13 protein-coding genes are annotated in these 20,319 nt (G+C 72.3%); 2 read left to right on the top strand and 11 right to left on the bottom strand.

Translation table 11 applies throughout. The annotated features are described in order from the left end of the window. Window positions 1–15: 15 nt before the first annotated feature. The 7 genes from ABT296_RS11050 to ABT296_RS11020 form a co-directional block, all read right to left on the bottom strand. The gene (locus tag ABT296_RS11050) at window positions 16–1,719 is read right to left on the bottom strand and encodes a proline--tRNA ligase (protein ID WP_351925596.1); all 1,704 of its coding nucleotides are present in this window, start codon (window positions 1,717–1,719) and stop codon (window positions 16–18) included. A gap of 81 nt (window positions 1,720–1,800) precedes the next feature. After that, the gene (locus tag ABT296_RS11045) at window positions 1,801–2,331 is read right to left on the bottom strand and encodes a GNAT family N-acetyltransferase (protein ID WP_351925594.1); all 531 of its coding nucleotides are present in this window, start codon (window positions 2,329–2,331) and stop codon (window positions 1,801–1,803) included. A gap of 32 nt (window positions 2,332–2,363) precedes the next feature. Beyond that, complete coding sequence (locus ABT296_RS11040) at window positions 2,364–3,212, bottom strand: GNAT family N-acetyltransferase (RefSeq protein WP_351925592.1); 849 nt, start codon at window positions 3,210–3,212, stop codon at window positions 2,364–2,366. A gap of 139 nt (window positions 3,213–3,351) precedes the next feature. After that, window positions 3,352–4,509: a flavodoxin-dependent (E)-4-hydroxy-3-methylbut-2-enyl-diphosphate synthase gene (gene ispG, locus ABT296_RS11035; RefSeq protein WP_351925590.1), complete on the bottom strand. Its 1,158-nt coding sequence runs from the start codon at window positions 4,507–4,509 to the stop codon at window positions 3,352–3,354. A gap of 202 nt (window positions 4,510–4,711) precedes the next feature. Continuing rightward, on the bottom strand, window positions 4,712–6,016 hold the full coding sequence (locus tag ABT296_RS11030) for a M50 family metallopeptidase (protein WP_502977225.1): 1,305 nt from the start codon (window positions 6,014–6,016) through the stop codon (window positions 4,712–4,714). After that, window positions 6,013–7,269: a 1-deoxy-D-xylulose-5-phosphate reductoisomerase gene (gene dxr, locus ABT296_RS11025; protein WP_351925588.1), complete on the bottom strand. Its 1,257-nt coding sequence runs from the start codon at window positions 7,267–7,269 to the stop codon at window positions 6,013–6,015. Before dxr ends, ABT296_RS11030 begins: the two co-directional genes overlap by 4 nt. 86 nt (window positions 7,270–7,355) lie before the next feature. Further along, a complete protein-coding gene (locus ABT296_RS11020) occupies window positions 7,356–9,287 on the bottom strand; it encodes an acyl-CoA dehydrogenase family protein (protein WP_351925586.1) in 1,932 nt (643 codons plus the stop codon). A gap of 357 nt (window positions 9,288–9,644) precedes the next feature. Between ABT296_RS11020 and ABT296_RS11015 the strand changes: the two genes are divergently transcribed. Both ABT296_RS11015 and ABT296_RS11010 read left to right on the top strand, forming a co-directional pair. Next, a complete protein-coding gene (locus ABT296_RS11015) occupies window positions 9,645–10,652 on the top strand; it encodes a LacI family DNA-binding transcriptional regulator (RefSeq protein ID WP_351925584.1) in 1,008 nt (335 codons plus the stop codon). A 68-nt stretch (window positions 10,653–10,720) separates the two neighbouring features. Next, the gene (locus ABT296_RS11010) at window positions 10,721–12,763 is read left to right on the top strand and encodes a glycoside hydrolase family 31 protein (protein WP_351925582.1); all 2,043 of its coding nucleotides are present in this window, start codon (window positions 10,721–10,723) and stop codon (window positions 12,761–12,763) included. A 64-nt stretch (window positions 12,764–12,827) separates the two neighbouring features. Here ABT296_RS11010 and ABT296_RS11005 read toward each other — a convergent pair whose 3' ends face one another. From ABT296_RS11005 to ABT296_RS10990, 4 genes are read right to left on the bottom strand one after another with little or no spacing between them, the layout of a single operon-like run. Further along, a complete protein-coding gene (locus ABT296_RS11005; protein ID WP_351925580.1) occupies window positions 12,828–13,544 on the bottom strand; it encodes a glycoside hydrolase family 12 protein in 717 nt (238 codons plus the stop codon). 37 nt (window positions 13,545–13,581) lie between these two features. After that, entirely contained in the window at window positions 13,582–15,840 is a 2,259-nt protein-coding gene (locus tag ABT296_RS11000) for a glycosyl hydrolase family 95 catalytic domain-containing protein (protein WP_351925578.1), read from the bottom strand. Continuing rightward, a complete protein-coding gene (locus ABT296_RS10995) occupies window positions 15,837–17,804 on the bottom strand; it encodes a beta-galactosidase (protein ID WP_351925576.1) in 1,968 nt (655 codons plus the stop codon). Before ABT296_RS10995 ends, ABT296_RS11000 begins: the two co-directional genes overlap by 4 nt. Then, window positions 17,804–20,017 (bottom strand): WD40/YVTN/BNR-like repeat-containing protein, encoded by a 2,214-nt coding sequence (locus ABT296_RS10990; RefSeq protein WP_351925574.1) that lies wholly within the window; start codon window positions 20,015–20,017, stop codon window positions 17,804–17,806. The genes ABT296_RS10995 and ABT296_RS10990 overlap by 1 nt, the downstream gene beginning before the upstream one ends. Window positions 20,018–20,319: the final 302 nt, after the last annotated feature.

The raw sequence follows: 20,319 nt of genomic DNA, 5'->3' as shown, positions 1-20,319 counted from the left end.
GCCTTGCGCGGTTACTCAGGCGCTCAGGCGGGCGATGGCCTCCTCGACCGTCAGCTCCTCGCGCTCGCCGGTGCGCCGGTCCTTCAGCTCCACGACGCCCTCGGCGGCTCGGCGGCCGGCCACGAGGATGTGCGGCACACCGATCAGCTCGGAGTCCGTGAACTTCACGCCCGGCGACACCCCGGCGCGGTCGTCGCACAGGACCCGCAGGCCCTTCGCCGCCAGCTTCCCGGAGACCTCCAGGGCGAGTTCGGTCTGCAGGGCCTTGCCGGCCGCCACCACGTGCACGTCGGCCGGGGCGACCTCGGCGGGCCAGCACAGGCCCTTGTCGTCCGCGGTCTGCTCGGCCAGGGCCGCGACCGCGCGGGAGACACCGATGCCGTACGAGCCCATCGTCACGCGCACCGGCTTGCCGTGCTGTCCGAGCACGTCGAGCTTGAGGGCGTCGGCGTACTTGCGGCCGAGCTGGAAGATGTGGCCGATCTCGATGGCGCGGTCCAGGCTGAGGCCGGTGCCGCACTTCGGGCAGGGGTCGCCCTCCTGGACGACCACGACGTCGACGTACTCGTCGACGGTGAAGTCACGGCCCGCGACCACGTTCTTCGCGTGCGTGCCCTCCTTGTTGGCGCCGGTGATCCAGGAGGTGCCCGGGGCCACGCGCGGGTCGGCGAGGTAGCGCACCTTCTCGCCCAGGCCCTGCGGACCGACGTAGCCGCGGACCAGGTCCGGCCGGCTCGCGAAGTCCTCCTCGGTCACCATCTCCACGGCCGCCGGGGCGAAGTGCGCCTCGACCTTGCCCAGGTCGACCTCGCGGTCACCGGGGACACCGACGGCGACGATCTCACCGTCGACCTTGACCAGGAGGTTCTTCAGGGTGGCCGAGGCCTGCACGCCGAGGTGGGCGGCGAGGGTCTCGATGGTCGGGGTGTCCGGGGTCGGGATCTCCTCCAGCGCGGCCACGCCCTCGGCGTCCACGGGCTTCAGCTCGTAGGCGATCGCCTCGGTGTTCGCCGCGAAGTCGCAGTTGGGGCAGTCGGCGAAGGTGTCCTCGCCGGCCTCGGCCGGGGCCAGGAACTCCTCGGACTTCGAGCCGCCCATCGCGCCCGCGGTGGCGGCGCAGATCCGGTAGTCGAGGCCGAGGCGCTCGAAGACGCGCTGGTAGGCCTGGCGGTGCAGGGCGTAGGAGTGGGCGAGGCCCTCGTCCTCGGTGTCGAAGGAGTAGGAGTCCTTCATCAGGAACTCGCGGCCGCGCAGGATGCCGGCCCGCGGACGGGCCTCGTCGCGGTACTTGTGCTGGATCTGGTAGAGGATGACCGGCAGGTCCTTGTAGGAGGACGCCTGGTCCTTCACCAGCAGGGTGAAGATCTCCTCGTGGGTGGGGCCGAGCAGGTAGTCGCCGCCCTTGCGGTCCTTGAGCCGGAACAGCTCCTGGCCGTACTCGTCCCAGCGGCCGGTGGCGTCGTACGGCTCGCGCGGCAGCAGCGCGGGCAGCAGCACCTCCTGGGCGCCGATGGCGTCCATCTCCTCGCGCACGATGCGCTCGACGTTGGCCAGGACCCGCTTGCCGAGGGGCAGCCAGGACCAGATGCCGGCCGCGGTGCGGCGGACGTATCCCGCCCGGACGAGGAGCTTGTGGCTGAGGACCTCGGCGTCCGCCGGGTCATCGCGCAGCGTCTTCGCCATCAACTGGGACATGCGCTGGACCGGTGCGTTCGCCATGGGTGTCGTACTCCTGCTGCGTGAAGGTGATGGCTAGGAGGTTAGCCGGGCGGTGCGGGGCGGCGGAAATCGGTTAACGCCTCAGAGCCTGCGCAGGGGCAGGGGGGCGCCCATGACGGCGTAGGGCCTGGGGGCGCTGGGGAAGAGGACCTGGCGGGCCAGGTCCGTGTAGCCCAGCGAGCGGTACAGGTCGCGGGCCGGGCTCTCGGTGTCGATCGCGGAGAGGATCGAGCGGGGCTCGGCGGCGCCGTCGGTGATCGCGGTGATCAGGGCTCGGCCGGCGCCGCGCCGCTGGTGGCCGGGGTGGACGTGCAGCTCGGTGATGACGAAGGAGTCGTCGAGCCAGTGGTCGTTGTCCCGGGCGCGCAGGTACGGCTCGACGACCGTGGACCACCAGTGGGCGCGGTCGTTGGGCATGCCGTACACGAATCCGACGAGCCGTCCGTGCTCGGTGGCACCGAGGGCCCGCGCGCCGGGGTAGGTCATGTGGCGCAGCACGATCTGGCGGCGTACGGCGACCTCGTCCGGGCCGAGTCCGAAGGCGACCGCCTGGACGGCGAGGGCCTCGTCCACGTGGGCTGACAGGTCCAGGGGGCCGATGACGAGGTCCATGCGGGGAGGGTACAGGGGCCCGCGGGCCGTTCTCAGAACAGGACGCTCATGAACGCGCCCACCTCTTCGAACCCCACCCTGCGGTAGGTCCGGCGGGCCGCGGTGTTGAAGTCGTTGACGTAGAGGCTCACCGTCGGGGCCACGTCGGCCAGCGCGTAGCGCAGTACGGCGGCCATGGCGGGGGCGGCGAGGCCCTGCCCGCGGTACTCGGGGGCCACCCAGACGCCCTGGATCTGGCAGGCGCGTTCGGTCGCGGCGCCGATCTCCGCCTTGAAGACCACCTTGCCGTGTTCGTCGAGACGCGCGAACGAGCGGCCCGATCCGACGAGTTCGGCGACCCGCGCCTGGTAGAGGAGTCCGCCGTCACCGGCCATCGGGGAGACGCCCACCTCCTCGGTGAACATCGCCACGCAGGCCGGCATGATCGTGTCCATCTCGTCCTTGCGGATCCGGCGGACGTACGGATCGGGGGCGATCGCCTCCGGCATGCGGTCGGTGACCATCAGGGGCTGGTGGGACCGCACGTCCCGGGCGGGGCCCCAGCCGGGCTCCAGCAGGCGCCAGAGCTGCGCGGTGGGTCCGGCGGGGCCGACGATCGAGGAGCAGCGGCGGCCGGCCCGGCGGGCCCGGTCGGCGAAGGCGCGGACGGCTCGCGGGGTGGCGCAGATGGGGACCAGGTTGGCGCCCGCGTAGCACAGGGACGTCAGCATGCCGTCCTCGTACCAGCCCCACATCTCGCCGCCCAGGCGCCAGGGGTCGAGGCCGGCCACCTGGACGCGGGACGTGACGAAGGCGTTCACGACCGGCTCGCGGTCCAGAACGGCGAGCGCTGCGTCCAGGTCGGTCGGTTCGAGGACCCGGGAGGTGGTCTGGGTCAACAACGGCGGGACCTCACACTAAGACTGCTGATCTCCGCACTGTACCTGGCGCGGTTGTGGAGTGCCGCCCCCGCCGACGGGGCCGCCCCGGCGCCGAACGGCACCGGGGCGGTGGAGCCGGTCTCCCGGCCGTGCGCGCGGGTCAGCCGGCGACGGACACCGACGGCTCGCCCGAGGTCACGCCGTCCGCCTCCATCTGCTCGGCCAGCTTCATGGCCTCCTCGATGAGGGTTTCGACGATCTTGGACTCCGGGACCGTCTTGATGACCTCGCCCTTGACGAAGATCTGGCCCTTGCCGTTGCCGGAGGCGACGCCGAGGTCGGCCTCGCGGGCCTCGCCGGGGCCGTTGACGACACAGCCCATGACGGCGACGCGGAGCGGGACCTCCATGCCGGTCAGGCCCGCGGTGACCTCTTCGGCCAGCTTGTAGACGTCGACCTGGGCGCGGCCGCAGGAGGGGCAGGAGACGATCTCCAGGCCACGCTGCTTGAGGTTGAGGGACTCCAGGATCTGGATGCCGACCTTGACCTCCTCGGCCGGCGGCGCGCTCAGCGAGACGCGGATGGTGTCGCCGATGCCCTGGGAGAGCAGGGCGCCGAAGGCGACGGCCGACTTGATGGTGCCCTGGAAGGCGGGGCCGGCCTCGGTGACACCGAGGTGGAGGGGGTAGTCGCACTGAGCGGCGAGCTGCTTGTACGCCTCGATCATGATGACCGGGTCGTTGTGCTTGACCGAGATCTTGATGTCCCGGAAGTCGTGCTCCTCGAAGAGGGACGCCTCCCACAGCGCCGACTCCACGAGCGCCTCGGGGGTCGCCTTGCCGTACTTCTGGAGCAGACGCCGGTCGAGGGAGCCGGCGTTCACGCCGATGCGGATCGGGGTGCCGTGCTCCTTGGCCGCCTTGGCGATCTCCTTGACCTTGTCGTCGAACTGCTTGATGTTGCCCGGGTTGACCCGGACCGCGGCGCAGCCGGCCTCGATGGCCGCGAAGACGTACTTCGGCTGGAAGTGGATGTCGGCGATCACCGGGATCTGCGACTTGCGGGCGATGGTGGACAGCGCGTCGGCGTCGTCCTGCGTGGGGCAGGCCACGCGCACGATCTGGCAGCCCGAGGCGGTCAGCTCGGCGATCTGCTGGAGCGTCGCCCCGATGTCCGACGTACGGGTCGTGGTCATCGACTGGACCGAGACCGGCGCGTCCCCGCCGACCGCCACGGATCCGACCTGGATCTGCCGGCTCTTACGGCGCTCGGCGATCTTGGTCGGGACGGACGGCATGCCGAGAGAAATCGCAGTCATCTGCTTGTGCAACCCCAAGTCGTGGATCAAGGTCCGGTCCCGTCAGCGGCGGGCCCCGGCCTTCGAGATTACGGCACCGGCGATCGTACGAGCATTCCGCCGCCCGGAACCACCCGGCGGAGGGACGCCCGGCCCGGTAAACCCACCCGATGGTGAAGGGCCGGACACCCCAGGGTGCCCGGCCCCCGTGAACGGTGTGTGGCTAGGAGATTCTCACCGGGTTGACGACGTCCGCGATCAGTACCAGGAGGGTGAAGCAGACGAAGATCCCGGCCACCACGTACGCCACCGGCATCAGCTTGGCCACGTCGAACGGGCCGGGGTCCGGGCGGCGCAGCACCCGGGCGAGGTTGCGGCGCAGGGACTCCCACAGGGCGCCCGCGATATGGCCGCCGTCGAGCGGCAGCAGCGGGAGCATGTTGAACAGGAACAGCGAGAGGTTGAAGCCGGCGACCAGCATCACGGCCATGGCGAGCTGCTGCGAGGCCGGGATGTCGAGGGTGAAGATCTCACCGCCGACCCGGGCCGCGCCGACCACGCCCATGGGCGAGTCCGCCTCGCGCGGGCCGTCGCCGAAGGCCGCGTCCCACAGGGCGGGGATCTTGGCGGGCAGGGCCGCGAGGGAGTCCACGGCGTCGCCGACGCGGTCGCCCATCCACGTCACCGAGGAGCCGAGGTCCTGCTTGACGATGCCGGTGGCGGCGCTGAAGCCGAGGAAGCCGGCGGTGACGTACTCGCCCTCGACGATCTGGCCGCTGGAGTCCTTCTTGGCGACCTGGTTGGTGGCGATCCTCGCGGTGAGGGTGACCTCCTCGCCGCCGCGCTCGACGACGATCGGCACCTGCTGTCCGGGGTTGGCGCGGATCAGGTCGGAGAGCTCGTTCCAGTCGTCGGTGCGCACCCCGTCGAAGGCGACGATCCGGTCGCCCGCCTTCAGGCCCGCGGCCGCGGCCGGGGAGGCGGGGTCGCCCTTCTCGCAGGTGTCGCGGTTCTCGCTCTGGGAGATGACGCACTGCGAGACCGAGCTGACGTCGGTGGTCTGCTGGGAGATGCCGAAGCCCATCAGCACGGTGAGGAACAGGATCACCGCGAGGATCAGGTTCATGAAGGGGCCCGCGAACATCACGATGACCCGCTTCCACGGCTTGCGCGTGTAGAAGAGGCGGGTCTCGTCACCCGGCTTGAGCTCCTCGAACGCGGCCTCGCGGGCGTCCTCGATCATGCCGCGCCAGGGCGAGGTGGAGCGGGCCTCCAGCCGGCCGTCGGCGCCCGGCGGGAACATGCCGATCATGCGGATGTAGCCGCCGAACGGGATGGCCTTGATGCCGTACTCCGTCTCGCCCTTCTTCCGCGACCACATGGTCGGGCCGAAGCCGACCATGTACTGGGGCACGCGGATGCCGAAGAGCTTGGCGGTGGACAGGTGCCCCAGCTCGTGCCACGCGATCGAGAACAGCAGCCCGACGGCGAAGACCACTATGCCGAGGATGAACATCAAGGTCGTCATGCACGGGCCTCCGCCGTCTGTGCCGCCAGTTCCCGGGCCCGGGTGCGCGCCCAGGTCTCCGCTTCGAGGACGTCCGCGACGGTGAGCGAGGTTCCCGAGACCGGGGTGCCGTGCTCCTGGACCACCCGGGTCACCGTCTCCATGATCCCGTTGAACGGCAGCGCGCCGGCCCGGAAGGCCTCGACGCACTCCTCGTTGGCGGCATTGAACACCGCCGGGGCCGTACCCGCGAGCTCACCGACGTGGCGGGCGAGGTTCACCGAGGGGAACGCCTCGTTGTCGAGCGGGAAGAACTCCCACGTCGAGGCGGTGCTCCAGTCGAAGGCGGGCGCCGCGTCGGGGACGCGCTCGGGCCAGCCCAGACCGATGGCGATCGGCCCCCGCATGTCGGGGGGCGTCGCCTGGGCGATCGTGGATCCGTCGGTGAACTCGACCATCGAGTGAACATACGACTGGGGATGCACGACGACCTCAATGCGGTCGAAGGGAATGTCGTAGAGCAGGTGTGCCTCGATGACCTCCAGCCCCTTGTTGACGAGGGTCGCGGAGTTGATCGTGATGACCGGGCCCATGGCCCAGGTCGGGTGGGCGAGGGCGTCCTCGACGGTGACGTGCGCCAGCTGCTCCTTGGTGCGGCCGCGGAAGGGGCCGCCGGACGCGGTCACGACGAGCTTGCGCACATCGGCGCGGGTGCCGGAGGCGAGGGCCTGGAAGAGCGCCGCGTGCTCGGAGTCGACGGGGATGATCTGGCCCGGCTTGGCGAGCGCCTTGACCAGCGGGCCGCCCACGATGAGCGACTCCTTGTTGGCGAGAGCGAGGGTGCGGCCCGCCTCCAGGGCGGCCAGCGTGGGGGCCAGTCCGATCGAGCCGGTGATGCCGTTGAGGACCGTGTGGCAGTCGGAGGCGGCGACCCGGGTGGCGGCCTCGGGTCCGGCGAGGATCTCGGGGAGCGGCTCGCCCGCGCCGTACCGGGTCCGCAGGGCCTCGCGCAGCTCCGGTACGGCGTCCTCGCGGGCGACCGCGACCGTGCGCGCCTTCAGCAGGTGGGCCTGCTCGGCGAGGAGGGCGACGCGGCCGCCGTTGGCGGAGAGCGCGGTCACCCGGAAGCGGCCGGGGTTGCGCAGGACGAGGTCGATGGCCTGGGTGCCGATCGACCCGGTGGAGCCGAGGATCACCACGTCCTTCGGGCCGTCACCCGCGACGGGGTCGTACACCAGATGCGGGTCGGCGAGGGGGGCTGGAGAGTCGCTCATGCCTCCATTGTTGCCGTAACGCGTCCCCGGCCGGGCAGGGTGTCCCCCTCCCGCGCCGCGGAGGGGAACATCCTGTCGCCGGGAGGTCAGCCGATCGGGCGGTGGATGTTGGGGTGCTCGCTGGGGCCGGGGGTGGCGTCGGCGATCCAGGGGCCGTCGCCGGAGGGGTCGACGATGCCCTCCTCCAGCCAGGTGTAGGTGCCGGACAGGACGCCCTTGACCACCTTGCGATCCATTTCGTCCGTATTGCTCCACAGGCGGCCGAAGAGTTCCTCCACGCGCAGCCGGGACTGGCGGCAGAAGGCGTCGGCGAGCTGGTACGCCTCGCGGCCGTGCTCGCCGTGGGCGCGCAGGTGCTCGGCGCGTACGCAGGCCGCGCTCATCGCGAAGAGTTCCGCGCCGATGTCGACGATCCGGCCGAGGAAGCCCTGCTTGGTCTCCATCCGGCCCTGCCAGCGGGACATGCCGTAGAAGGTGGAGCGGGCGAGTTTGCGGGAGGTGCGCTCGATGTACCGCAGGTGCGGGGAGAGGTCGACCTCTCGTTTGAACTCGCCGAAGGAGTAGGGAAGTTGACCTTGTCCGGCTACCAGCTTCGGCAGCCACCTGGCGTAGAAGACGCCCGCGCCCGCGCCCGCCTTCGCCTTGTCCTGGAGGGACGTGTCGGGGTCGATGAGGGCGCCGGCGACCGTGAGGTGGGCGTCGACGGCCTCGCGGGCGATCAGCAGGTGCATGATCTCCGTGGAGCCCTCGAAGATCCGGTTGATGCGCAGGTCGCGCAGGATCTGTTCGGCGGGGACCGCGCGCTCGCCGCGCGCCCGGAGCGACTCGGCCGTCTCGAAGCCTCGTCCGCCGCGGATCTGGACGAGTTCGTCGGCCATCCGCCAGCCCGTCTCGGAGGCGAAGAGCTTGGCGAGGGCGCCCTCGATGCGGATGTCGTTGCGGTCCTCGTCGGCCATCTGGGAGGCGAGGTCGGTGACGGCCTCCAGGGCGAAGGTGGTGGCCGCGATGAAGGAGATCTTGGCGCCGACGGCCTCGTGGTGGGCGAGCGGCTTGCCCCACTGCTCGCGCGCCGCCGACCACTCGCGGGCGATCTTCAGGCACCACTTGCCGGCCGCCACGCAGGACGCGGGCAGGGAGAGCCGCCCGGTGTTCAGGGTGGTGAGCGCGATCTTCAGGCCGGCGCCCTCGGGGCCGATGCGGTTGGCGGCGGGCACCCGCACCCGGTGGAAGCGGGTGACGCCGTTCTCGATGCCGCGCAGGCCCATGAAGGCGTTGCGGTGCTCGACGGTGATGCCCGGCGAGTTGGTCTCCACGACGAAGGCGGTGATGCCGCCCTTGTGCCCCTCGGAGCGCGGCACCCGGGCCATGACGACGAGCAGGTCGGCGACGACTCCGTTGGTGGTCCACAGCTTCACCCCGTCGAGGACGTAGTCGTCCCCGTCCGGTACGGCCGAGGCGGCCAGGCGGGCCGGGTCGGAGCCGACGTCGGGCTCGGTGAGGAGGAAGGCGGAGATGTCGGTGCGGGCGCAGCGCGGCAGGAAACGGTCCTTCTGCTCGGGCGTGCCGAACAGCTTCAGCGGCTGGGGCACGCCGATGGACTGGTGGGCGGAGAGCAGCACGCCGATGGCGGGTGAGGCGGAGCCGGCCAGGGCGAGGGCCTTGTTGTAGTAGACCTGGGTGAGGCCCAGGCCGCCGTACTTGGTGTCGATCTTCATGCCGAGGGCGCCGAGTTCCTTGAGGCCGTTGATCACCTCGTCGGGGATGCGGGCCTCGCGTTCGATGAGGGCGCTGTCGACCTTGGTCTCGATGAAGTCGCGGAGCTTGGCGAGGAACTCCTCGCCGCGCTGGACGGCCTCGTCGGCCGGCATGGGGTGGGGGTGGACGAGGTCGAGGCGGAAGCGTCCGAGGAACAGTTCCTTGGCGAAGCTGGGCTTGCGCCAGTCCTGTTCGCGGGCCGCCTCCGCCACCTGGCGGGCCTCACGTTCGGTGACGGTGGGTTTGGGGGTTGGTGCGGACATGAGGCTCACCTCGCCGCGCATAGGGGGCTGTGACAGGCCTTGCGGGACCGGGAGTTACCGATCGGTGCTACTCGATCGTATGTACCCGATCCGGGGCGGGGTGGCCACCCCGCGTGCGGCCGTTCGGCCGATGTCGACGCAATACCGTGTCCCCGACGGGCCGGGCGGGTCGAAGGGACCGGACGGACCCGGCGGACCGGACTCGACGGACTTCGACAGCCTGGGCCCAATTGGCTGTCGAAGCGCTTCGACAACCTATGGACACCCACTCGCGGTGGAGCTACTGTCGAACCACCCTCACCCGCCCCTGTTCATCGTGCGCACTGTCGAAGCGCTTCACAAAGCTTGGAGAGCTGGATGGTCACCCTCGCCGAGGTCGCCCAGCACGCCGGAGTCTCGGCGAGCACGGTGAGCTATGTCCTCAGCGGCAAGCGGTCCATCTCCGCGACCACCCGGCACCGGGTCGAGCAGAGCATCCGCGAACTCGGCTACCACCCCAACGCCGGCGCCCGGGCCCTGGCCAGCAGCAGGTCGAACATCATCGCGCTGATGATCCCGCTGCGCACCGACATGTACGTGCCGGTGATGATGGAGATCGCCATCGCGGTGGCGACCACCGCGCGCACCCACGGCTACGACGTGCTGCTCCTCACCGGCGAGGAGGGACCGGACGCCGTGCGCCGGGTCACCCGCAGCGGGCTCGCCGACGGGATGATCCTGATGGACGTCGAGCTGGACGACGAGCGGCTGCCGCTGCTGCGCGACACCGACCAGCCCGCCGTGCTGATCGGCCTGCCGGCCGACACCTCCGGGCTGACCTGCGTCGATCTCGACTTCCGGGCGACCGGCGCGCTCTGCGTGGAGCATCTGGCCGCGCTCGGCCACCGCGACGTCGCCGTCATCGGCGAGGCCCCGGCGGTCTACGAACGGCACACCGGTTTCGCCGAGCGCACCCTAGACGGGCTGCGCTCGCGCGGCCGGGAGCTGGGCGTACGGCTGCTGCACCGCCCCTGCGAGGGCGGGTACGACGCGATGGCGGTGACCCTGGCCCGGATCTTCGACGAGCGCCCGGACACCACGGGCTTCGTCGTGCAGAACGAGTCGGCGGTGGAGCCGCTGCTCGCCCTGCTGCGCCAGCAGGGCCGTGCCGTGCCGGAGGACGTGTCGGTGGTCGCCGTCTGCCCCGACCAGGTCGCCACCCAGGCCTCGGTGCGGCTCACCTCCGTCTCCATCCCCGCCCAGGAGATGGGGCGGCACGCGGTGGCGCATCTCGTCGCCAAGCTGGCGGGCCGGGGCGAGGACGAAGTCGTGCTCATCGCACCCGAGTTGACGGTCCGGGCCAGCTCGGGACCGGCCGCTTCCTGATCAGTACGACCCCCTGTGCGGCCCCCGCGGGGGCGGCTTCCCCCTGTCATCGTTCAGGAGTACGCCTCGTGAATCAGCCTGCCGAGAACCAAGTGAAGGTCAGCCTGGCGCAGTCCTCCCCCACCGTCGGCACGTTCCGCGAGCGCGACGGCGCGCTGGAGTGGAGCGGCCGCCAGGAGACGGTCCGCGTCGAACCGTGGGGCCCGGACGCGGTGCGGGTGCGGGCCCGGCTCGGCGGGCCGCTGCTGGAGGACCTGCCGGGCGCGCTGCTGGAACAGGCGCCGCCCGCCTCCTCCACCGTCAAGATCGAGGACGGCCGGGGGCGGCTGGTCGTCGGCGCGCTCACCGTCGACGTGGACGCCGAGGGACTGATCCGCTTTCTGCGCACCTCGGACGGCGGGGAGCTGCTCGCCGAGGAACGCGCCCACTTCTGGTGGCCGGGACCGCGGCTGTACACGGCCGTCGGCAACGGCCACCACCGGCTGGAGCAGCGCTTCGCCGCCTACGACGACGAGAAGCTCTTCGGCCTCGGCCAGCACCAGCACGGCCGGCTGGACCAGAAGGGCCTGGTCCTGGACCTCGTCCAGCGCAACGCCGAGGTCAGTGTCCCGGTGCTCACCTCCAGCCGCGGCTACACCCTGCTGTGGAACAACCCGGCGATCGGCCGGGTGGAGCTGGCGCACAACGGCACCCGCTGGGTCGCGGACTCGGCCCGGCAGATCGACTACTGGATCACCGCGGGCGACCCGGCCGAGGGCCAGCGCCGCTACAGCGCGGTGAGCGGCCGTACGCCGATGCTGCCCGCGTGGGCGGCCGGGTTCTGGCAGTGCAAGCTGCGCTACCGCACCCAGGACGAACTCCTCGACGTGGCACGGGAGTACAAGCGCCGGGGGCTGCCGCTGTCCGCGATCGTCTGCGACTTCTTCCACTGGACGCACCTCGGCGAGTGGAAGTTCGACCCCAGCGAGTGGCCGGACCCGGCGGCGATGGTCCGCGAACTGGACGAGCTGGGGGTGAAGTTGGTGGTCAGCGTCTGGCCGTCGGTGTCCCCGCTGTCGGAGAACCACCCGGTGATGGAGCAGCGCGGCTACTTCATCGGCACCCAGTACGGACCGGCGGCGCACGCCGACTGGCCGGACAAGGAGGTCGCCTCCACCGTCCAGGTGGCGTTCTACGACGCCACCAACCCCGAGGCCCGGGAGTTCGTCTGGTCGCGGATCCGCGACAACTACCTGGTCCCGTACGGCATCACGGCCTTCTGGCTGGACGCCTGCGAGCCGGAGCTGAAGCCGGGCTTCCAGGAGAACATGCGCTACTGGGCGGGCCCGGGCCTGGAGGTCGGCAACCTCTACCCGGCGGAGAACTCGCGCACCTTCCACGAGGGGCTGCTCGCGGCCGGCGAGAGCGAGGTGCTGACGCTGAACCGCTCGGCCTGGGCGGGCAGTCAGCGCTACGGCGCCGCGCTGTGGTCCGGCGACATCGGCACCGACTTCCCGACCCTGCGCCGCCAGATCGCGGCCGGCCTCAACACCGCGCTCTCCGGCATCCCCTGGTGGAACACCGACATCGGCGGCTTCCACGGCGGCGACCCGGACGACCCGGCGTACCGGGAGGTGATGGTCCGCTGGTTCCAGTTCGGCGCGCTGTCCCCGCTGATGCGCCTGCACGGCTTCCGCGACCCCGGCACGCCCCTGGGCCCGGACATGACCGGCGGCCCCAACGAGGTCTGGTCGTACGGCGAGGAGGCCGGGCCGATCCTGGAGCGGTACCTGCGGCTGCGCGAGCGGCTCCGGCCGTACGTCCTCGACGTGATGCGTCAGGCGCACGAGGAGGGGCTGCCGGTGATGCGGCCGCTGTTCCTTGAGTTCCCGGCGGACCAGGCGTCCTGGTCGGTCGACGACGCCTATCTCTTCGGCCGGGACCTGCTGGTGGCGCCGGTGCTGACGGCGGGCGCCACCGTGCGCACGGTGTATCTGCCGGCGGGGGCGGAGTGGACGGACGCGTGGACCGGGCGGACGTACCCGGGCGGGGCCGCGGTGACCGTCGACGCCCCGCTGGACCGCATCCCGCTGTTCCTGCGGGACGGCGCCCGGCTGCCGATCGCCGAATAGCGGGTGCGGCCGGTCCCGTAGGGGAGGGACCGGCCGCACCTTTCGCGGGTCGGGGGCCTTCGGGTCAGCTGCTGCTGACCGTCAGGTTGTGGGTGATGAAGTCCAGGCCGCCGGAGGACGAGGTGATCTCGTAGCCGAACTGGACGTCACCGATGGTCTCGTTGCCCATCCAGCCCTTGGTGTCCTTGATCCACTTCAGGACCGGCAGGATGTTGACGGTGCCGGAGTTGGAGTCCGAGGTGCGCAGGAACGAGAAGACCTGGTTGGCGCCGTTGTCGCCCTTGTAGACGTTCCAGGTGTGGCCGCCCAGGGTGACCGTGCCCTGCGAGGTGCCGAGCGGGCCGACGGCGCCGTTGTGGTTGACCCAGAGCATGATCTCGTAGTCGTAGTCGGTGTCCCAGATGTCGTACGAGGTGTTGTACGCGCCGGACGACGGGACGGTGACGTTGTAGGCGCTGCTCAGCGAGGCGAGCGAGGTGATCGACTTGTTGACCACCTTCTTCGCGTTCGGGTACGACTTGATGCCGCCGGTGTTGGGGTGGTTGGCCCAGGCGCCCCAGCTGGTGCCGGAGTTGGCCCAGACGCACTGGCCGCCGGCGCCGGAGCCCCAGATGTTGTTGTAGAGCGTGTAGCCGTTCAGGGTCGTGTTGCCCCACTGGTCGCAGGAGCTCCAGATCGCGGCGTGGGCGGGGGCGGAGGCCAGGCCGACCGTGGCGCCGAGGGCGAGCGCCGGGGCCAGCAGGGCCCGGGCGACGCGGCCCAGTGTGCGGGTTGTTGCCATGGGTGTCCCTTCCATGGGTGGGGGGAAATGCGGGGAGTCACCACGTCCCCGGGGTGAGGACGTGGTCTTCTCCGGCGACGAGGTCGAGCGGTCTCGCGCCGGTGGAAGTCATCAGCTCGATCCGGACGGTGCGGGCGGGACGGATCACCGCGCCCGCACACTGCGGGCTCCAGTGGAGGTCGATCTCGGCGCCGAACCGGGTGCGCACACCCCGGATCCGGCCCCGCGGGTACGCGCGCGGCAGCGCGGGCAGCAGCACCAGCCGGCCGGGGGTCGACTGGACGAGCGCCTCGATCAGCACCGCGGGCAGGGTGTGGGCGGCGTCGGCGTTGTAGACGTCCCGGCCCGGGTAGTGCGCGCTCATCAGGGAGGCGTGGAAGAAGTCGCCGTCCAGGACCTGGCCGAGGGCGTCGGCGACCCGTTCGCCGTCCCGCAGCCGGGCCGCGACGAGGGCGTGGTGGAGGTGGCCGTGCGCGGAGTCGTTCTCGGTGCCGCGCAGTTCCAGGGCCCGGTGGGCGGCGGCCGCGAGGCGCGGGGTGTCGTAGGGGTTGATCTCGTCGAGGGGCCAGACGCCGTAGAGGTGGCTGAGGTGGCGGTGGTCGTAGGAGTCCGCGAGGCCGGGGTGGGCCCATTCGGCCAGGGCGCCCTCGGCGTTGACGCGGTGCGCGGGGAGCCGGTCGGCCAGGGCGCGCCAGCGGGCCGCGCGCTCGGGCGGGGCCGGGTGGTGGTCGGCGGCCGTGCGCAGCGCGTGCCGGGCGGCGGAGAGGTCCATGGCGGCGTTGACGGCGCCCCAGCTCGCGTTCGCCGGCCGGTTCTCCGGCGAGTAGGAGGGGACCACGACCAGCCGGCCCTCGTCGTCGGTGCGGGTGAGGAAGTCCTCGTAGAACTCGGCGACTTCGGCGAGGACGGCGGCGGTGCGCGGATCGCGTTCGCCGCGGACGGCGTCGTGGTCGAGGAGCGGGCCGAGCAGCCAGTCGGCGCCCGCGGTCCACAGGTGCAGGGGGTACTCGCGGCTGAAGTGGTAGACGTGTCCGGACTCGCCGTCGGTGTGGGCGGGGGCCACCACCCCGCGGGCGCCGAAGACGGCGCGGGCGTTGTCCCGCCAGTGCGGCAACTGGCTCTGGATCAGGGCGGCGTGGGCCTCGGTGACCTCCGGGAGGGCGGCCGCGGCGGCCGAGGCGATCTGGAGGCCGAGGTTGGCGTCGGTGGTGAACGCGCCCGACCAGGCGGTGTCCCAGTCGCCGGTCCACAGTCCGGTGAGCCGGGGCGGCAGCAGTCCGCTGCTGGAGAGCAGGTGGTAGCGGCCGGCCGCGAAGAGCCGCTCCAGCAGGGCGGCGCTACGGGGCCGGGTCAGCAGGGCGGAGCCGGGCAGGGCGCGGTCCGATGGATCGCCGCCGAGGTCGAGGTCGGCCCGCCGGTAGGCGGTGCGGTGGAGGGGAAGGTGCCGGGCGAGGAGCGTCTCGTAGGGGCGTTCGACGCCGGGCCGGAGGGCGCGGGCCTCCGCGAGGACGTCCGGTTCGGCGTCGGGCAGCAGGGCGCGCAGGGCGCGGCCCTCCGCCAGGACGTCCAGTTCGCCGGTGTGGCGGCGGACCCGGGTCAGGAGCAGGACGGTGGCGGTGCCCTCGATCCGCACGCCGGGCGGCACCAGGGCCGGGGTGCCGCCGGTGACCAGGACGAGGGTGACGCCGGTGTAGGCGCGGTCGGCGGCCGGGTAGCGGGCGCGCAGGCTGAGCAGGGCGCCCTCGGGGGTGAGCAGGGCGCCCTGGCCGATGCCGAGGCCGGCCGGGGCGCCGGTCAGGCGGTGGTCGAGGGTGATGTCCAGGCGCGGTCCGGCGGTCGTGACCTGCTGGACGATCACGTCGTCGGCGCGGGAGACGAAGACCCGGCTGGACCAGTCGGCGCGGGTGGCGGTCGTCTCGCCGGTGGTGAAGTCGACCGAGCGGCGGTAGTCGCCGGGCCGCTCCCCGGTCTGCGGTCGGCGCAGCCGGACGGCGAAGGCCGGGTGGAAGGGCTGCACCCATTGCAGGGGGCGGCCGTCGGTGAAGCTCTCGGCGGCGTCGGTCTCGCCCGCGAGGAGCCGGTCCTGGAGCTCGGGGAGGGCGTCGGCCAGCTCCGGGGGGCGGGCGTGCTCGCCGCCGTTGGGGCGGACGAGGGTGTGCTGGGTGACGATGACCCGGTCGTCGTTCGGATCGCCGAACACAAGGGCGCCGTGGTGGCCGTTGCCGCTGAGGAAGCCGTCCTCCCAGCGGGCGGCCGGGGCGCTCTCCCAGGTGCCGTGGACGGGGTCGGCGGTCATGGCTTCAGCACCGCCGCCCCGTACCGGCCGAGGGTGAGTCCGTCCGTGACGGTGGTGTCCGTGAGCAGGTCGCGGTGGGTGCCGGGGACGGTGACGGTGACGGGCTCGCGGGAGTGGTTGAGCAGGAAGAGGGCCTCGCCGCGGCGGACCGCCTCGACCTGGGCGGGCAGTCCGTCGAGCACGGGCCGTACGTCCGCGGACCCGGCGATCCGCAGGAGCAGCGCGCTCAGGTCCGCCGGCTCGGGGAGGGTGGAGAGGTACCAGGCGCGGCCGGTGCGCAGGACCGCGGGCAGGCCGTCCAGCTCGCCGCCCTTGTAGACGGCCTCGGCGTGGGCGTCGTCGGTCTTCTCGATCTCCTCCGACCACAGCGTGCCGCGCAGCCCCCCGCACTCGACGCTCTCCCCCGCCTCCAGCGGCCACCACTCGTGCAGGGTGCGGATGCCGAACAGTTCGCGCAGCCGGGCGTCCATGCCGCCGGGGCGCACCCGGTCGTCGGGGTCGGCGACGCCGGTGAGGAAGCCGCAGACGAGGGTGCCGCCCCGGCGGACGTGGCCGAGCAGGTTGTCGATCGCGGTGTCGCCGAGGGCGTACGCCTGCGGTACGACGACCAGTCGGTACGGGGTGAGGTCGTGCTCGGGGTGGGCGAAGTCGGTGCCGAGGTGGGCCTCCCACAGGGCCCGGTGCCAGGCGGTGAGGACACGGGCGTGGTCGACCTCGCCGGAGAGCCGGCCCTCGTGGGCGCCGGCCCACCAGGAGTCCCAGTCGTGCAGGACGGCGATGTCGTGGGCGGTGCGGGTGCCGGCGACCTCGGGGGCGATCCTGGCCAGGTCGGCGCCGAGCCGCTCGATCTCCAGGTACGTGCGCCCCCGCTCCCCCGCGTGGCCGACCATCCCGGAGTGGAACTTCTCGGCGCCCTGCCGGGACTGGCGCCACTGGAAGTAGCAGACGGCGTCGGCGCCCCGGGCGACGGCCTGGAGCGACCAGAGCCGGTTCAGTCCGCGCGGTTTGGGGTGGTTGACGCCCCGCCAGTTCACCGCGCCGGCGGCCTGCTCCATCAGCATCCAGGGGCCGCGGGCCTGGGAGCGGGTCATGTCCTGCACCAGGGCGCCGTGCTGGGCGCCCAGCGGGTCGCGGGGGTCGGGGTAGAGGTCGACGGAGACGACGTCCTCCTCCTCGGCCCAGCGCCAGGCGTCCTGACCGGCCCACAGCGGCATGAAGTTGGTGGTGACCGGCAGGTGCGGGGTGTGCCGGCGGACGATGTCGCGTTCGGCGACGTAGCACTCCAGCAGCATGTCGGAGGTGAACCGCTTGAAGTCGAGCACCTGGGAGGGGTTGTTGAGGTAGTGCCCGTGGCGGGGGGTGTGGATCTCCGCCCAGTCGCCGTAGCCCTGGCTCCAGAAGGCGGTTCCCCAGGCGGAGTTGAGGCCGTCGAGGGTGGCGTACCGGTGGCGCAGCCAGTCGCGGAAGCGGGCGGCGGCCTCGTCGCCCCAGTCGTAGGTGCAGTACTCGTTGTTGATGTGCCACATCGTCAGGGCCGGGTGGCCGGCGTAGCGGGCGGCGAGGTCCTCGGTGATCTCGGCGGCGTGGCGGCGGTAGGTGGCGCTGGAGTGGGAGAAGTGCTGGCGGCCGCCCCACCACTCGGTGCGGCCGTCCCGGTCGACGGGGAGGGTGTCTGGGTGGAGGTGGCCGAGCCAGGGCGGGGGCGAGGCGGTGGGGGTGGCCAGGACGACGCCGACGCCGTGGGTGTGCAGGAGGTCCATCAGGCGGTCGAGCCAGCCGAACTCCCTTGCCCCGGGCCTGGGTTCGATCCGGGACCAGGAGAAGACGCCGAGGGTGACGGAGTTGACGCCGGCGCGCCGCATCAGCCGGACGTCCTCCCGCCAGGTCTCCTCGGGCCACTGCTCGGGGTTGTAGTCGCCGCCGAAGAGGATGCGGCCGCGGGTGACGTCCTGGAGACCCGGCATCAGACCGGCTCCCCGTACTGCACGCCCCGGCCGTTGGTGGCGAGGTACACCCTGCCGTACACCCGGGGGTCGCCGGTGATGGTCTCGCCGGTCCAGCCCCACTGGTGGCGGTCGTCGTTGATCCGTACCCAGCTCGCGGCCTCGTCGTCGGAGCGGTAGACGGCGGTGATCGCCTCGGTGGAGCCGACCTGGTAGAGCGCCGGGTAGCCGGTGCCGTCGGCGGCCCGGCCGAAGCCGAGGGTGTAGGAGGCCCAGCAGCTGTCGACCCTGGTGAAGGCGGCGCCGCCGTCGGTCGAGCGGTACAGGCCGTTCCACTTGGCGCTCAGCCACAGGTCGCCGGAGCGGCCCGGCGCGACGGCGACCTTGAACTGGCTGTCGCCCGAAGGTAGTTGGGTCGCGCGCGGGGTGAAGGAGCGGCCGCCGTCGGTGCTCGCGAGGAGGGTGCCCGTGTCGGTGTCGTAGGCGTAGAAGAGGGCCGGGTCGGCGGGGTCGGCGAGCGGGGTGGCGCCCTTGGGGAAGGAGGCGACCTCGGTCCAGGTGGCGCCCCGGTCGGCGGAGCGGTAGGCGGGGTGCCTGGTGCCGTCCCAGTGCACGAAGACCCACAGCAGTACGGTGCCGTCGGCGTTGACCGCGATCGGGCCCGGCGCGCTCGGGGCGAGGGCGGGCTGGGCGGCGAAGGGCTCCCAGGTCCGCCCGCCGTCGAAGGAGTGGGCGCCGTTGCCGTGGTCGCCCCAGCCGGTGCGCACGACGTACGCCGGTTTCCGCGCGGCTTGCGCGAGGCCCGTCGCCGAGCCGGTCACGGGGTTCGTGGCCATGCCGCGCGAGGGCGAGGCGGTGAGCGTGTCGTGGTACATCACGCCGATGTCCCTGGACCCGCTGAGCAGGTGCGCCTTCCCGGCCGGGGGTGAGAGGAGCTGCACCACCGACGCCTCCTCCAGGCCGCGGATGCGCGGGGCCCAGTGCTTGAGGTCGCGGGTGCCGTAGAGGGTGGCGCCGGTGCCGTACACCAGGTTCCGGGAGTCGTGGGGGTCGAGGGCGAGCGCCTGGATCCACCAGCCGAACTTGGGTTGTTCGCCGCCCCACTTGAGGTAGGGGGTCTCGGAGACGTCGAGGACCGCGGAGTCCTTGAGGGAGGTCCAGGTGCGGCCGGCGTCGGTGCTGCGGTAGAGGGTGTCGACGGCGGCCCAGCGGTTGTTGGTGGAGACGACGACCGTGCCGGGGCGGCGGGCGTCGACGGCCACGCCGCCGTAGCCGAAGGTGTCCGCCGAGCCGTCGGCGGCGGTCCCGCCGGGCTTCACCGGGGTGACGTCGGTCCAGGTGCCGTCGAGGGTGGACAGGCGGTGCACGCTGCCGTCGGACTGGCCGTTGGGGCCGGGGGCGTCGGCGTACGTGAGGTACAGGTGGCGGGCGGACCGGTCGTGGGCGGCGCGGATCGGGACCCTGGCGGCGGTGCCGGAGGGCTGGCCGGGGACCTCCTCCCAGGTGGTGCCGTCGGTGGTGCGGTAGAGGTTGGCGGCGGTGCCGTCGGAGTCGCCCCAGCCCGCGTACAGGGTGCGGCCGGCGGCGACCAGCAGGGTGACGCCCTGTCCGGTGGCGGAGGGCACGCCGGGGAACGCCTCTGCGGGGGCCCAGGTGGCGCCGCGGTCGGTGGATCTCAGGAGGCCGTCGTGGCGGGTTCCGAGCCAGAGCGTGTCGCTGTCGCGGGGGTCGACGAGCAGGCGTTCGCCCGTGCCGCGGCCGTTCTCGTTGGCGCCGAGCTTGACGGGGAGGTCGGTTCGCGCCCAGGTGGCGCCCCGGTCCTCGGAGCGGAGGACCGCGCCGTTGGAGGCCCAGGGCTGGGCGTAGGTGCCTACGGCGGCGTAGAGGCGGTCGGGGTGGGCGGGGTCGATGGCGAGGGCCTCTACGCCGAGGAGGTTCCAGTCGTCCCAGCCGAGGTGGTCGAGGAGGGGGGTCCAGCGGGCTGTGCGGTCGTCCCAGCGGTAGGCGCCGCCGATGTCTGTGCGGGTGTAGGCGAGGCCTTGGACGGTGGGGTGGAAGAGGGTGCCTGTGATGAATCCTGTGCCGCCGATCACTGCGTTGCGCCAGCGGTAGGCGGGGGTGGCGGGTTGGGGTTGGGTCTGGGCCTGGGCCTGGGCGTGGGTCTGTCCTGCGGGGAGGGTGGTGAGGGCGGCGGTGGCTGCCGTGCCGGCGAGGACGGTGCGGCGGCTGAGCATGGGGGACCTCGCAGGGTTGGGGGCGTGTACGGGGGCGGGGGTACGGGGGTGGTGCGGGGTGCTGGTGGTTGGGGCGGTGCGGGGTGCTGGTGCTGGTGCTTGGGAGGTGCGCGGTGCTGGTGCCGGGGTGGAACGGGCGCCCGGCGCTGAGCGGTGCCGCCCGCGCCCACCCGTGCCGCCCCAGCGGCACGACTGCCCGCGGCTTGGGGGACGTGCGGCACGACGGCCCGCGGCTTGAGGGGACGTATGGCACGACAGCCCGCGGGCTGGTGGGGAGTGTGGCGGGAGGCGCCGGGCCGGGG

It is taken from the genome of Streptomyces sp. NPDC000983 (assembly GCF_040299205.1).
Taxonomy (GTDB): domain Bacteria; phylum Actinomycetota; class Actinomycetes; order Streptomycetales; family Streptomycetaceae; genus Streptomyces.
Note: the sequence above shows the minus strand (reverse complement) of the source record. Positions and strands in the feature narration are given on the sequence as shown.